This is a genomic window from Rhodococcus sp. NPDC056506 (assembly GCF_042794945.1).
Classification (GTDB): domain Bacteria; phylum Actinomycetota; class Actinomycetes; order Mycobacteriales; family Mycobacteriaceae; genus Rhodococcus_F.
In genome coordinates, this window is the sequence record NZ_JBHTSW010000005.1 from 140132 (window position 1) to 154651 (window position 14520).

At 63.2% G+C, this 14520-nt stretch carries 12 protein-coding genes; 5 read left to right on the plus strand and 7 right to left on the minus strand.

All coding sequences use genetic code 11. The features are described 5' to 3' along the window. Positions 1 to 3 precede the first annotated feature (3 nt). From ACFQ6H_RS07270 to ACFQ6H_RS07295, 6 genes are all read right to left on the minus strand, one after another. Positions 4 to 1173 (minus strand): lipid-transfer protein, encoded by a 1170-nt coding sequence (locus ACFQ6H_RS07270; protein ID WP_317551625.1) that lies wholly within the window; start codon positions 1171 to 1173, stop codon positions 4 to 6. Next, positions 1170 to 1610, minus strand: a complete 441-nt coding sequence (locus tag ACFQ6H_RS07275) for a MaoC family dehydratase (RefSeq protein ID WP_378645009.1) — start codon at positions 1608 to 1610, stop codon at positions 1170 to 1172. The genes ACFQ6H_RS07270 and ACFQ6H_RS07275 overlap by 4 nt, the downstream gene beginning before the upstream one ends. A 2-nt stretch (positions 1611 to 1612) precedes the next feature. Further along, entirely contained in the window at positions 1613 to 2611 is a 999-nt protein-coding gene (locus ACFQ6H_RS07280; protein ID WP_378535006.1) for a bifunctional MaoC family dehydratase N-terminal/OB-fold nucleic acid binding domain-containing protein, read from the minus strand. A 10-nt stretch (positions 2612 to 2621) separates the two neighbouring features. Further along, a complete protein-coding gene (locus ACFQ6H_RS07285; protein WP_378645019.1) occupies positions 2622 to 3773 on the minus strand; it encodes an acyl-CoA dehydrogenase family protein in 1152 nt (383 codons plus the stop codon). Then, positions 3758 to 4798 carry an acyl-CoA dehydrogenase family protein gene (locus tag ACFQ6H_RS07290; RefSeq protein ID WP_378645021.1) on the minus strand — a complete coding sequence of 347 codons (1041 nt, stop codon included), beginning with the start codon at positions 4796 to 4798 and terminating at the stop codon, positions 3758 to 3760. Before ACFQ6H_RS07290 ends, ACFQ6H_RS07285 begins: the two co-directional genes overlap by 16 nt. Positions 4799 to 4881: 83 nt before the next feature. Then, positions 4882 to 7044 (minus strand): acyl-CoA dehydrogenase, encoded by a 2163-nt coding sequence (locus tag ACFQ6H_RS07295; protein ID WP_378645024.1) that lies wholly within the window; start codon positions 7042 to 7044, stop codon positions 4882 to 4884. Positions 7045 to 7138: 94 nt separating this feature from the next. On the opposite strand from ACFQ6H_RS07295, the gene kstR reads away from it, so the two are divergent. Both kstR and otsB read left to right on the plus strand, forming a co-directional pair. Further along, on the plus strand, positions 7139 to 7777 hold the full coding sequence (kstR, locus tag ACFQ6H_RS07300) for a cholesterol catabolism transcriptional regulator KstR (RefSeq protein WP_003945752.1): 639 nt from the start codon (positions 7139 to 7141) through the stop codon (positions 7775 to 7777). An 87-nt stretch (positions 7778 to 7864) separates the two neighbouring features. Beyond that, entirely contained in the window at positions 7865 to 10405 is a 2541-nt protein-coding gene (otsB, locus tag ACFQ6H_RS07305) for a trehalose-phosphatase (protein WP_378645027.1), read from the plus strand. A 32-nt stretch (positions 10406 to 10437) separates the two neighbouring features. On the opposite strand, the gene ACFQ6H_RS07310 is transcribed toward otsB, so the two are convergent. After that, positions 10438 to 11526, minus strand: a complete 1089-nt coding sequence (locus tag ACFQ6H_RS07310) for a LacI family DNA-binding transcriptional regulator (RefSeq protein WP_007733995.1) — start codon at positions 11524 to 11526, stop codon at positions 10438 to 10440. 139 nt (positions 11527 to 11665) lie between these two features. Between ACFQ6H_RS07310 and ACFQ6H_RS07315 the strand changes: the two genes are divergently transcribed. From ACFQ6H_RS07315 to ACFQ6H_RS07325, 3 genes are all read left to right on the plus strand, one after another. Continuing rightward, positions 11666 to 12616: a metal ABC transporter solute-binding protein, Zn/Mn family gene (locus ACFQ6H_RS07315; protein ID WP_378645030.1), complete on the plus strand. Its 951-nt coding sequence runs from the start codon at positions 11666 to 11668 to the stop codon at positions 12614 to 12616. A gap of 155 nt (positions 12617 to 12771) precedes the next feature. After that, positions 12772 to 13614, plus strand: a complete 843-nt coding sequence (locus ACFQ6H_RS07320; RefSeq protein WP_378645138.1) for a metal ABC transporter ATP-binding protein — start codon at positions 12772 to 12774, stop codon at positions 13612 to 13614. Further along, positions 13611 to 14492: a metal ABC transporter permease gene (locus ACFQ6H_RS07325; RefSeq protein WP_378645033.1), complete on the plus strand. Its 882-nt coding sequence runs from the start codon at positions 13611 to 13613 to the stop codon at positions 14490 to 14492. Before ACFQ6H_RS07320 ends, ACFQ6H_RS07325 begins: the two co-directional genes overlap by 4 nt. Positions 14493 to 14520: the final 28 nt, after the last annotated feature.

Sequence of the window (14520 nt, forward strand, 5' to 3'; positions counted from 1 at the left end):
CAATCAGCGGGTCAGCACAAGCCCTGATGTCGGAACGCCCGTTCCCGCAGTCACCAGTACGTTCTCGACGGAGTCGACCTGGTTGACCGAAGTACCGCGGATCTGCCGAACCCCCTCGGCGATACCGTTCATCCCGTGGATGTATGCCTCACCGAGCTGTCCGCCATGGGTGTTGATCGGAAGCTTGCCGCCGAGTTCGATTGCGCCACCGGCGATGAAGTCTTTCGCTTCTCCCCTGCCACAGAATCCGAGTTCCTCGAGCTGCATCAATACGTAGGGCGTGAAGTGGTCGTAGAAGACCGCCGTCTGCATGTCCGACGGGCGCAGCCCACTTTGTGACCAGAGTTGATCGCCGACAAGGCCCATCTCTGGCAGGCCGGTCAAACCGTCACGGTAGTAGCTGGTCATGATGTATTGATCTGCCCCGCTGCCCTGTGCGGCGGCTGCGATAACGGCAGGGGTGTTCTTCAGATCCTTGGCTCGTTCTGCCGAGGTGACGACGATGGCGATGCCGCCGTCGGACTCCTGGCAGCAGTCGAGGAGATGCAAAGGTTCGGCGATGAATCGCGAATTCTGATGGTCCTCGAGGGTGATCGGTTTTCCGTAGAAAAATGCCTTCGGATTAGTGGCTGCATGCTTACGGTCCGCGACGGCGATTCGGCCGAAGTCCTCGCTGGACGCTCCGTAGACGTGCATGTATCGCTGCGCGACCATAGCGACAAACGATGCGGGCGTGCCCAATCCGTGCGGGTAGGAAAAAGCGTTATCCGTGCCCGACGAATTGACCTGCGCCACAAGACCGGAGTTCACCTGACCGAAACGCGCACCCGACCGCTCGTTGAACGCGCGATAGGCGACGACGACGTCCGCGACGCCAGTGGCAACAGCCATGGCGGCCTGCTGAATCGTCGCGGCAGCGGCACCGCCTCCGTAGTGAATGCGGCTGAAGAACTTGAGGTTCGGGATACCCACCGATCGAGCCACTGCCACTTCGGTGTTGGTGTCCATGGTGAACGAGGTAAGACCGTCGACGTCGGCGGGTGTCAGACCGGCGTCGTCCAACGCGGCTTGAACTGCCTCGGCGGCCAGTCGCAGTTCACTGCGACCGGAGTCCTTCGAGAAATCCGTGGCGCCGATTCCGACGATCGCCGCCTTGCCGGACAATGCGCTCATTCAATGTCTCCGTTTTCAATGTCTCCGTTCGAGCCTGACGCCGGGAATGCCAGTGTGACCTGCGCAGTGATGTGATCTCCCAGACTGTTCTTGCCGACCACCGCGAGCGACACGAGATCCTCGCCGTAAGAGGTCACCGTTCCGGAGAGAGTCAACGTGTCGTAGGCGTACCAGGGGACTCCGAGGCGGAGTTTGATCGACGTGAGTACGGCCCGCGGTCCTGCCCAGTCGGTCACGAATCGCTGCACCAGGCCGGTGTCGGTGAGGATGTTGACGAAGATATCCTTCGAGCCGCGTTTCTGTGCGAGGTCGCGGTCGTGGTGAACATCTTGAAAGTCTCGGGTAGCGAGCGCCGCCGAGACGACAAAAGTCGGGTCGCCGTAAATCGAGAGCTGCGGAAGAATCTCTCCCACAGTGATATCCGTCGTCGAAGTCATCATCACTCCTTCACCGCAGAAACCGCAGGAACCCCAGACACAGAAACCGGCTGCCAGGCGTACAGAGTCCAGGGAGTTCCCCCGGTCTCGTCGTCTCCGGGGAAGTCGAGGTAGACCGCCTCCACCTCCATCCCGATCGACACACTCGACGGATCGATGCCGCGCAATTCGCCGAGCATCCGCACACCCTCGGGCAGTTCGACCAGGGCCACGACGAACGGCAACGACCGACCAGGAACCTTGGGGGCGTGGTGAACGACAAAGCTGAAGACCGTTCCCCGACCTGACGCGACCACGTAGTCGGTCTGCTCCGACTTGTCCTTCCAGATCGCGGGCACCGGCGGGTGCTGCACCGAACCGTCCGCACGCAGTTGGATACGCAACTCGTGTGCGGCAACACCGTCCCAGAAGAACTGCGTGTCGAGAGATGCTGTCGGACGCAGCATCCGAGATGCGTCCAGGTCAGCCGGAACGTCAGTGGAGGGGCTCTCACTTGTTGGCGGCGCGAACTTCAAGATCCGGAACATCATCTCCGAGACCAGTTCTTCGCCGACCCGCCAGTAGCTGCGGGTAGTGAAGAACCAACCTTCACCGAGACCTGTCTTCTTCGGCCCCACAACATCTTCCAACACCGACGAGATGGTGACTTCTTCACCCGGCTTCAGATAGCGGTGGTAGATCTGATCGCAGTTGGTCGCGACGACCGACGTGAATCCGGCTTCGTCGAGTATGTCCGTCATCCGGCCCAACGGATCGTCAGCTTCTCGAATCGCGCCCAGACCGCGCATCGTCCATACCTGCGCCATCGCCGGCGGCGCGACTATGCCGTCGTGTCCGGCGGCGCGGGCAGCTGATTCGTCGACGTAGATCGGGTTCTCGTCTCCGATCGCCTCGACCCAGTTGCGGATCATCGGCAGGTTCACGGGGTCCCGGCCGGCGCGAGGAGCGCTTGGCCCGTCCTCTCGAACCCGCTCGGCAGCAGTGAGAATGGGATCTGACACGGTTTGTTTCCTATCTCGGAACGCGGGGAAGCTTCAGGCCGGCGGTCGCAATCAGTTCGCGCATCACCTCGTTGACTCCACCGCCGAAGGTGATCACCAGGTTGCGCTTGATCTGCATGTCCAGCCACTCCATGAGATCAGCAGTTTCGGGATCGATCGGATTTCCGTACCGCCCGACGATCTCTTCTGCCAGTCGACCGACCCGCTGGATACGCTCGGTCGCAAACACTTTGGTTGCCGAAGCGTCGGCGATATCCACCGAATCCGAATCACTCGACGCCACTTGCCAGTTGAGCAGTTCGTTGAGCCGGTACGTCGCGTGAATTTCGCCGAGTGCGCGCCGTACATCAACGTGATCAAGCAGATTTTCACGCTTGGCCCAATCGAAGACGTGGTCGTAAATCCCTGCGACACGACCTGCCGGGCCGAGCATGACGCGCTCATGGTTGAGCTGCGTCGTGATCAGGCGCCAGCCCTGATTCTCTTCACCCACAAGCATGTTCGCCGGAACGCGAACGTCCTCGTAGTAGGTGGCGTTGACGTGATGCGCGCCGTCGCAGGTGATGATCGGGGTCCAGGTGTAACCGGGATCTTTGGTGTCCATGATCAGGATGGAGATGCCGCGATGCCGTGAATCGGCAGACCCTGTCCGTACGGCGAGCCACACGTAATCCGCGTCGTGCCCGCCGGTCGTGAAGATCTTCTGGCCGTTGACGACGTACTCGTCACCATTGCGCACTGCCGAGGTCCGCAGTGCTGCAAGGTCCGTGCCCGCTTCCGGTTCGGTGTAGCCGATCGCGAAGTGCACTTCACCGGCCAGGATCGCGGGCAGGAATTTCTGCTTCTGCTCCTCGCTGCCGTACTTCTGCAGAGTCGGACCGACGGTCTGCAGAGTGACCGAAGGCAGTGGGACATCCGCCCGCACAGCCTCGTTGACAAAAATCTGCTGCTCGACTTCACCGAACCCACGTCCGCCGTACTCCACCGGCCAGCCGACGCCGAGCCAGCCGTCCTTGCCCATTCGACGGATGACCTCGCGATAGGTAGGGCCATGCCGCTCCACACGCATGATCTTGGCCTCTTCGGGCGAAATCAGCGTCGAGAAGTAGCGTCGAAGTTCAGCTTGCAATGCGCGCTGACTGTCGGTCAGATCGATGAACACCGGGCCCCCACGAGGTCGAGTCGCTGCGAAGCGCCGCCGAGCAGGCGCGCCAAGTCTTTTGCCGTCGAGTAGTAACGATGAAGCGGATAGGTGACGTCGACGCCCAGACCGCCGTGCAAGTGGTGAAGCACCTGCATCGTGGCAGGAACTTCCTGGGCGATCCAGTACGCCATGACGTCGAGGTCCGACTGGGCGTCCAGGCCTTCCGACACGCGCCAGGACGCCGACAACGCCGCGACGTGAAGGGTCCGAGAGGTGACGTACGCGTCGGCTATCTGTTGTGAGACTGCCTGGAACGTGGCGAGCGGCTTGCCGAATTGCTCACGCGAGCCGACGTGTGTCGCAGTGAGATCGACGGCGCCGGATACCAAACCATCGGCGACGGCTCCGATACTCGCCGTGGCGATCCGGTACAGCGTCTGGACGGCTTCCGCGCCGGCACCGAGAAGTTCACCGACTGCCTCGTCCATGGTGACTGCGAACTCCGGACTGCCGGACGCGCTGGGAGTCGGCGTCAATGCGACGCCGGCGGCGGTCGGATCGACGAGAACGACTCCGGCGTCGGTGGGCACAAGAATTCTGTGTGCGCTCGCCGCGAAGGGCACGGCAAGCACCGTCCCGCTGACGCGATACCAGTCGCCTGACTGCTGCGCGGTGGTCGACGGGTGCGCCGGGAACTGCTGACCCGGCTCACCGAGCGCCGCGGTGAACACCCGTCCGGCGCCGACTCCGGTGAGCAATTCGTCCTGTTGAGCATCGGTCCCCAGAGCAACGATGGGGAGTACGCCGAAGCCGAGGGTCGCGAGAGCCGGAATGGGAGCGGCGGCTCGGCCGACCTCGACGAGAAGAGAGCCGACGTCGGTGACCGAGAGGCCCTCGCCGCCCAGACGCTCGGGTAGGGCCAACGTGAGCAGGTCGGCTTCGGCGAATGCCGCCCAGAGCGCGTCCGGCTCCAGTTCGCGGGCAAGGAGCGCGGTAGCCACCTCGGCTACCGCTTCCTGGGTTTCATCGGGAGTGAAGTCCACGCTGGCAATCCTGTCTCTGATGTAGAACGTGTTCTAGTTGTATCACCAACGTGGACATTTCTAAAGGCCTCTACTCACGCCGTCTAATCACGGGGCAAGCCCAGAATTCTCTCCGCGGCGACGGTCAACAGAATCTGCGTGGTTCCGCCGGCAATCGACAGGCATCGCGTGTTGAGGAACTCACGCGAGAGCGGACCCTCCACCCATCCGGCCGGGCCACCCAATTCCATGGCGAACTCTGCGACATTCTGACGCTGGCGCACGCCCACCAGCTTGCGGACGCTCGACGCCGGGCCCGGATCCTGACCATCCAATTGCCGCAGTGTCGTGCGCAATTCCAGCAACGAGCCCACCATGGCGGTTCCGATCAGCCCACCGAGCTTGTCTGCAACCACAGGATCGGGATCGCCGGCCAGCTCGAGCAATTCCTCCATCGCACCGCCGAGTGAAGAGCCACCGCTCATCGCGACCCGCTCGTTGGCGAGGGTCGTGCGGGCCAGCTTCCAGCCTCCACCGAGTTGGCCGACAACGCACTCGTCCGGGACAAAGACGTCGTCGAGGAAGACTTCGTTGAACAGGGCGTCTCCGGTGATCTCGCGCAGCGGCGAGATCCGAATCCCAGCGGTCTTCATGTCGAGAAGGAAGTACGTGATGCCCTTGTGTTTGGGAACATCGCGATCGGTCCTGGCTAGGCAGATGGCCCAGTCAGCTTCACGCGCAAGCGAAGTCCAGACTTTCTGGCCGTTCAGCTTCCAACCGCCTTCGACCTTTTCCGCGGTCGTGCGCAGTGCCGCAAGATCCGAACCTGCACCAGGTTCGCTGAAGAGTTGACACCAGGTGATCTCGCCCTTGAGCGTCGGTGTCGCGAATCTTTCGATCTGCTCCGCACTGCCGTGCTCGAGGATGGTCGGCACTGCCCACCACCCGATCACCAGGTCGGGGCGGCCGATACCGACGGCCGCCAACTCTTCTTCGATCAGGATCTGTTGCGCTGCCTTGGCGCCCCGGCCGTACGGCTTGGGCCAGTGCGGTGCGAGGTAGCCCGATTCGGCCAACGCGTTGCGCTGTTCGGATTCGGGCAGCGCGACCAATTGCGCTACCTCTTCGCGAATTTCGGACCGGTCGGATTCGAGCTCACTCAAGTCGATCTGAAGGTGACGCCGTGCGCCGCCGATCGTCAATTCCGCGACGCGTGCGCGCCAGTGAGACGATCCGCCCAGAATCTGCCTGAGCGACAGTGCTCGACGAAGGTAGAAGTGCGCCTCGTGTTCCCAGGTGAATCCGATGCCGCCGAGCACTTGAATGCAGTCTTTTGCCGTGTCGACTGCGGCGTCCAGCGACACCGCGGCCGCCACTGCTGCGGCGATCGGAAGTTCATCGCCCGACTCGGCAGCGACCGCGGCGTCCCAGGCGACCGCTCCGGCATTCTCTACGCGGCACAGCATTTCGGCACAGATGTGTTTGATCGCCTGGAACGAACCGATGGGCTTTCCGAATTGTTCGCGAATCTTCGCGTACTCCACCGCAGTACGCAGACTCCACGCCGCAATTCCGGCTGCTTCCGCGGCCCCCAGTACCGCCGCGAGATCGGAAACCGATCCGGGCGCAATGTCATCGAGGATTCGGTCGGCGTCAACCGTCACTCGGTCGAACGAGACCCGTGCCAGTGGTCGCGACTTGTCGATCGTGTCGACGGCGTCGTAGGTCACGCCTTCGCTGTCGCCGTCGACGAGAGCCCAGACGACACGCGAGCCGTCACCTTCGGAATTCACGCCTGCCGACACGAGCACCGATACGCCCGAATCTCCACCCCAGGCGTAACCTCCTTCGCCATGAAGCTCGATGCCACCGGACGCGTTCGCCGTTGCCGCAACTGGACTTTCGTCCAATACAACGGCGCACGGCAACGCACCGTCGGCGAGCGTTTCGGACCAACGCTTGGCAGCGGGCGACGAACTTCGCCCCACCACCAGAGCTGCGAGTGCAGTCGTGAGAACAGGACCCGGCACAAGTTCGATTGCCGCCTGTTCGAGCATTGCTGCGAGATCGACGATTTCGGCTCCGGCTCCGCCTACCGATTCGGGAACGGCGACCGAAAATATCCCGAGAGACGCGAACTCGGACCATTTCTCCCGCCACGAAACTGCTGGTCCACGGCGTACCATGTCCATCGGCGTGGCCGAGCGAGCCCAGGCCTCTATCGATTCCTGGACCGCTCGCTGTTCATCGGTCGTGGCGATTGTCACAACTGGTTCCCGCCTCTCGATAAGTGACACAATTGTTTAGAACGTGTTCTAATATGACACCTGGCCAAGAGTCAAGGCGCGAAGGAATTTGTCGATGACCACAACATCCCGATCCCGCTCCAACGCGGTTGCTTCTGCAACGCTCGGGGACGACGATCTCAGCTCCAACGCGCAACGCGAACGCCGCAAGCGGATTCTCGACGCAACCCTCGCCTTGGCGTCCAAGGGCGGCTACGAGGCTGTCCAGATGCGCGCCGTGGCCGAGCGCGCCGACGTCGCAGTCGGAACGCTCTATCGCTACTTCCCGTCCAAGGTTCACCTGTTGGTGTCCGCTCTGGCACGCGAATTCGAGAAGATCGATTCCAAGGGCAAGATCCCACCCGGAACCAGCCCGCTCGAGCGGATGCAGCTGATCCTCAGCCTCATCACCCGCGCGATGCAGCGCGATCCACTCCTGACCGAAGCTATGACTCGCGCGTTCATGTTCGCCGACGCCTCCGCAGCGGCCGAGGTCGATCAAGTTGGCCAGTTGATGGACCGCCTCTTCGCACGAGCGATGACCGAAGAGGAGCCAACCGAAGAGCAGCTGGCGATCGCGCGCGTGATCTCCGATGTGTGGCTGTCCAATTTGGTGGCATGGCTCACGCGACGTTCTTCGGCTACCGATGTCGCCAATCGACTGGAATTGACGGTTGAACTGCTGCTCGGTGACGGAACTCGGAAACCCGAATAGACGTTCCTTGTCGCATCTGTCATTTTTGCACTGATCGGCCGGAAACGTATCGAGCCAGGAGTCGCTGCATCACCTAGATTTGAAGAGGTGAGCGCACAAGACCTGTCCATCGAACTCCGCCGAGCACTGTCGGGCGTGGCACGCACCCCGCGTCTGCTCGTAGCCTCCGACTACGACGGGACGATGGCACCCATCGTCGCCAACCCGGACAAGGCGTATCCCCGTGCGGAAACGGTGCGTGCGCTCCGCTCCCTCGCCAGCCTGGCTTCGACGACGGCTGCCGTGATCTCCGGTCGCGCCCTCAAGGATCTGGCTGCGCTGTCCCGACTTCCCGCCGAAGTGCAGTTGGTCGGCAGCCACGGCTCCGAGTTCGATATCGGATTCGTTCACGCGATCGACGCCGACGCCCGGAAGCTGCTCGACGAGATCGTCACCGAGCTGGGCCGAATCGCCGCCGACACCCCTGGGGCAACGGTGGAGAAGAAGCCCGCCAGCGTCGCCCTGCACGTACGCAACACCAGCGCCGACGACGCCGAGAAGGCACTCATCGCCGTTCGCACCGAATCGGCGCTCTGGCCGGGTGTTCAGGTCACCGAGGGCAAATCGGTGGTCGAATTGGCCGTCATCGCCACCGACAAGGGCCACGCACTCGACTTGATTCGCCATCAGGACGGCGCTACCGCAGCCGTCTTCATCGGGGACGACGTGACCGACGAAAAGGCGTTCAGCAGGCTTCAGGGGCCGGACATCGGAATCAAGGTCGGCAGCGGGGACACTGTCGCCGACTATCGCGTCGACAGCACCGAGGACGTCGCTGCCGCTCTGGCGTTCCTGCTCGACGAGCGTCGTACGTGGCTTTCCGGTGCCGACGCTCCGCCCATCGAGCGGCTCTCGATGCTCGCCAGTCCGCGGACCGTCGCTTTGGTGACCCCGGATGCGACGCTGACCTGGTTGTGTCACCCGGAACCGGATTCCGCAGCAGTCTTCGCGCACCTTCTCGGCGGAACCGGGGCGGGCCATTTCACGGTCGGGCCTCGCCGAACAGCCTTGCCGCTGAGCCAGAAGTACATCGACAGCACGATGACCGTTCAGACCCGCTGGGCGAGCCTGTCCGTCACCGACTACCTCCCCCACGACGTCGCACAGGGACGAACCGACCTGACTCGCATCATTTCCGGCCAGGCCGACGCGATCGTCTCGTTTGCACCCCGGCCCGAGTTCGGCCAAGGTCAGGTCACCCTCGAGGTCGTCGACGAGGGCATACGGGTCCTCGGCACCAACGAGCCATACGTGCTCCGCTCCCCCGGCGTGCTGTGGAACATCGCCACCGACGGAAACCAGCAGACCGCGCACGCCATCGTCGAGCCGTCCAAGGGTGACGTCGTCCTCGAATTGCGCTGCGGAACAGAAGAAATCGGCCCTTCCGAGATTCCGGAGATCGAACGCCGAGCAACTTCGGAGGCATACTGGTCCGATTGGGCCAAGACGCTCGAACTGCCGAAGCTGAAGCCGGACTTGATGAAACGCTCTGCGCTGACCTTGCGCGGGCTGGTTCACGCCGATTCCGGTTCCATCATGGCCGCCGCTACGACATCTCTGCCGGAAGAGATCGGCGGAGTCCGCAACTGGGACTACCGCTATTGCTGGTTGCGCGACGCCGCCCTCACCGCAACAGCTCTCGTCAGCGTCGGATCCACCGACGAGGCCGAGAACTACCTCGACTGGGTCCACCGCGTGCTCGAAACGCTGCCGGGACCCGAGCGCCTGCATCCCCTCTACACGCTGTACGGGACTTCACTACCGCCCGAAGCCGTCATCGACTCACTGCCCGGGTACGCCGGGTCCAGGCCGGTCCGCGTCGGAAATGCCGCCAATCAGCAGGTGCAACTGGACGTGTTCGGCCCGATCGTCGAGCTGATCGTCGAACTGGCCAATGCACGCGAAAAGGCCGGTGCTGCTGACCCTTTGAGCGACCGCGACTGGGAACTGGTGTGCGCCATGGTCGAAGCAGTGCAGCGACGCTGGTTCGAACCCGACCACGGTATCTGGGAAATTCGCGACAACCCTCGCCACCACGTCTATTCCAAGGTGATGGGTTGGGTCACCGTCGACCGCGCTGTCGATCTTGCTGCCCGCTTTTCTCGTGAGGCTCTGCCCGAGTGGGTGGAACTACGTGACCAGATCGCCGACGAAGTACGCCACAAGGGATGGAAGGACGACGTCCAGTCGTACACCGCTGCCTACGACGGTACCGATCTCGACGCCGCTACTCTGCACATCGGACTGTCGGGACTGATCGATCCCACGGATCCACGCTTCGCCGCAACCGTCGTAGCCACAGAGGCCGAACTACGCAGCGGCTCAACGGTATACCGCTACCACCACGACGACGGCCTGCCCGGCATCGAAGGTGGATTCCATCTCTGCGCAGCCTGGCTCGTCGAGGCATACCTACTGATCGGGCAACGCCTGCAAGCAGAGGCACTGTTCGACCAGTTGGTCGCGGCAGCGGGTCCCACCGGACTGCTCGCGGAGGAGTACGACCCCATCGCGGAACGCTCGCTGGGCAACCACCCCCAGGCATACAGCCATCTGGGATTGTTGCGCTGCGCCCAACTCCTGGCGTGACAACTACACCCTGACACCTACCCCTGTGACAGTTACCCCTTGATCCGACCTGATGTTCGCCCGGCCAGTAGCTCGGTGTCGAGCATCTCGACTATCGGAACGCCGGATCCGGACGGCGACATCAGGAGCGCACCGGCGCGCCGGCCCTTCTCTTCCTGGGGCTGGCGCACCGTTGTCAGTGATTCACGCAGCGCCTCGTCGACGCCGTCGAATCCGGTGATCGACAGTTGGCCAGGTACATCTATGCCCTGCCAGCGCGCCCAGTCCAAGGCGCCGAGAGCCAGCACGTCGGTGGTGCAGACCAGTGCGGTGATCTCAGGGTTGGTCGCGAGAGCTTCCGCCGCCGCCGAGTGCCCGGACTGCGATGTGTGGACGTACCGCTCGATCACCGTGAGTGAGAGTGGGTCCATGTCGGACGCCACCATCGCGTCGCGCACTCCTTCGATCCGCTCACGCTGGACGTGGAAGTGCGGGGACTTGAGCCGTTCCTGGCTGACAACGCCGTCCATCCGGTCGCGCCCCAGCCTCATGCAGAGCACGCCGATGTCGCGGTGGCCGAGCCCGATGAGGTAGTCGGCGACCTTGCGCATGGCAGCGCGGTCGTCGATGCCTACGAGGGACGCACCGGGAATCTCGCGCGGCTGGTCGCACACCACGATCGGAATGTGACGCTCGAGCACGGCAGCGAGATATGGATCGTCGTCGGCCACCGAGTAGACGACAAAGCCGTCGACGCCCGCCTGCTGGACCACGGCCGCAGCATCCACCTCGTCGCGTCCGGGACCGGCCGGGATGAGCAGCAAGCCCTGACCGGCGTCCTCACACGATTCCGAGAGACCGGCCAGAAAGCTCATGGCGGCCGGGTCACGGAACGAATAACTGAGTGCTTCGGTGAGCAGGAGACCGACGGCGCCGGCTTTGCGAGTTCGCAAGGAGCGGGCGACCGGATCAGGTCCGGGGTATCCACGTCGCTTGGCCGCTTGGAGCACTCGATCCCGCAGCTCGACGGAGAGCTGATCGGGTCGGTTGTACGCGTTCGAGACTGTAGTTCTCGACACATTGAGCTCGGCGGCAAGCGACGCCAAAGTGGCTTGACGGCGTGGCTGACGGGACCGGGGCATAAACGGACGTTAGCCGTAGTGCCCGCAGACGGCGCGTTGGGGCTGAACCGAAGGTGAACTACCAGCGACTATGCGCTAATGTGTAACGGTAACGGTTTCCAATAGCATTTAGCCCAGCCTTTGTTCAGGAGAAAAGCACGTGCGTTCGTCGTCGAAATTCCGCACCGCCACCGCCCTCGCGGCCGTCTCGGTCGCCGCAGCATTCGCGCTCACCGCGTGCAGCTCAACCTCTTCGAAAGACGACGGCATCACCGTCGTCGCATCGACGAACGTGTGGGGCGACGTCGCGCAGGCCGTCGCCGGCGACAAGCTGACCGTGACGTCGATCATCAACGAGCCGTCTGCGGACCCACACTCGTTCGAGGCGACTCCCGCCGATGCCGCCAAGATCACCGACGCATCGCTTGTCGTCTACAACGGCGGCGGCTACGACCAGTTCATCACCGACGTCCTCGACGCAGGCAAGGGCGAGCAGAAGACGGTCAACGCCTACAACCTGCTCGACGGCGGCATCCATGCCGGCGAAACCGCGGGCGAATCGCATGACGGTCACACCCACGGCGCAGTCAACGAACACGTCTGGTTCGACATCCCGACCGTCGACGCCGTCGCACATTCGGTTGCCGATCAGCTGAGCGCTCTCGATCCAGACAACGCGGCGACCTACGAGGACAACGCGAAGGCATACAGCCAGAAGCTCGCCGGCGTCACGGCCATCACCGATTCCATCGCCGCTACCCACGCGGGCACACCCGTGGCTCAGACCGAACCGATCGCGCACTACCTCCTGGTCGCAGCTGAACTGAAGGACGCAACTCCCGAAGAGTTCACCAGCGCCATCGAAGACGGCAACGATCCGTCACCGGCCGCAATCGCCGCAACGCGCCAGCTCCTCTCGGAGAAGCAGGCCCGCGCACTGGTCTACAACATCCAGACGCAGGACAAAGTGACCCAGGACATGCGCACCACCGCCGAAACCGCCGGAGTGCCCGTCGTCGAGGTTACGGAGACTCTCCCCGAGGGCCTGGACTACATTCAGTGGCAGACGCAGACCGCGGAGTCGCTCGCAAACGCCCTCTCTGCCCAGTAATTATTGCCCCACCATTTCCGAGAAGAACCGATCGGCTTGTGACAGAAACTTCCGCGAATACTCCTGTGCCTTCTGGTGAGTCCGTGCCTTCAGGAAACACCGTGCCCTCTGGTAACACCGAGCCTTCTGGTACCACCGAGCCTTCTGGTACCACCGTGCCCGCTGTGACGCTGAAGGATGCTCGACTGTCCTTCGGCACCCGCACCCTCTGGGACGGACTCGACCTCGAGGTACAGCCAGGTGAGTTCATCGCCGTACTCGGACCGAACGGGTCTGGCAAGACCTCGCTCCTGAAGATTCTTCTGGGTCAACTGCAGCTCAGCGGTGGTAGTGCTCAGATCGTCGGCACGCCGGCGCGGGCCGGCAACTCACATGTCGGGTACATCCCTCAGCAGAAGTCGATCGACGACGGCCTCCCGCTCCGCGGCCGCGACCTGGTCGGCCTCGGCGTCGACGGTCACCAGTGGGGCACGGGGCTACTGCGCCGGGGTCGTCGACGCAAGATCGTCGACGACGCCATCGCGCAGGTCAGCGCCCAGTCGTTTGCCGACGCTCCCATCGGCTCCATGTCCGGCGGCGAGCAGCAGCGACTGCGTATCGCTCAGGCTTTGGTCGGCGACCCGCGGATTCTGCTGTGCGACGAGCCGCTGCTCAGCCTCGACCTCGCCAACCAGCACCTGGTCTCGACGCTGATCGACAAGCGTCGACGCAGCCATGACACGGCGGTGCTGTTCGTGACGCACGAGATCAATCCGATCCTGCCGTTGGTGGATCGAGTGCTCTATCTGGTGGACGGCAAATTCCGGATCGGGACGCCGGCCGAAGTGATGACATCCGAGGTTCTCTCGGATCTGTACAACACCGACGTCGAGGTGCTGCAGGTTCGTGGTCGCCTCGTCGTGATCGGCACCGGAGATGCCATCGACGCACTCGGCAGCGCCGGCGGACTGCGTCCAGGCGAAGGCGTTCACCATTCTGATGAGGATCACCACCAGTGAGTAACAAGTTCACCGACGCGATGTCGCGGATGTTCGACGTGTCCGCCACCGTCGATCTACTTCAGTACGACTTTGTCCAACAGGCGTTGATCGCCGGCGCCATCCTCGGATTGCTGGCGGGCATCATCGGGCCACTGATCGTGAGCCGTCAGATGTCGTTCTCGGTGCACGGTACGAGTGAGCTGTCGCTGACCGGTGCATCCGCCGCACTTCTTGTCGGCGTGGGCGTCGGCTTCGGCGCCATCGTCGGATCCGTGGTCGCCGCGGTTCTGTTCGGGCTACTCGGAGCCAAAGCGCGGGAACGGGATTCGGTGATCGGCGTGATCATGGCTTTCGGCCTCGGCCTGTCGGTGTTGTTCCTCTGGGCGTACGACGGTCGCACGGGAACCAGCTTCTCGTTGTTGGTCGGACAGATCGTGGCGCCGGGAAACAGCGGTCTCGAACTTCTGCTGCTGTGCGCGGTCATCGTGATCGGCACACTCGGATTCATCTACCGCCCTTTGTTGTTCGCGAGCACCGATCCCGAAGTTGCTGCAGCTCGAGGTGTTCCGGTGCGGGCACTGTCGATAGTGTTCGCGGTGTTGGTCGGAATCACCGCCGCGCTCGGCGTGCAGATCGTCGGCGCCCTGCTGGTGATGTCGCTGCTGATCACTCCCGCAGCGGCCGCCGCGTACGTCACGGCAAGCCCGCTCAAGGCCACGATTCTCTCCGTCGTGTTCGCCGAACTGGCAGCCGTCGGCGGCATCCTTCTCTCGCTGGCCCCCGGCGTTCCCGTCTCGAGTTTCGTCACCTCGGTCTCGTTCGTGATCTACCTGATATGCCGACTCTTCGGATCCGCACGTCGCAAGAATGCCGGACGGATTCCGGCGCACGCCTGAACACCGAGAGCCCATACCTACCTAGAAT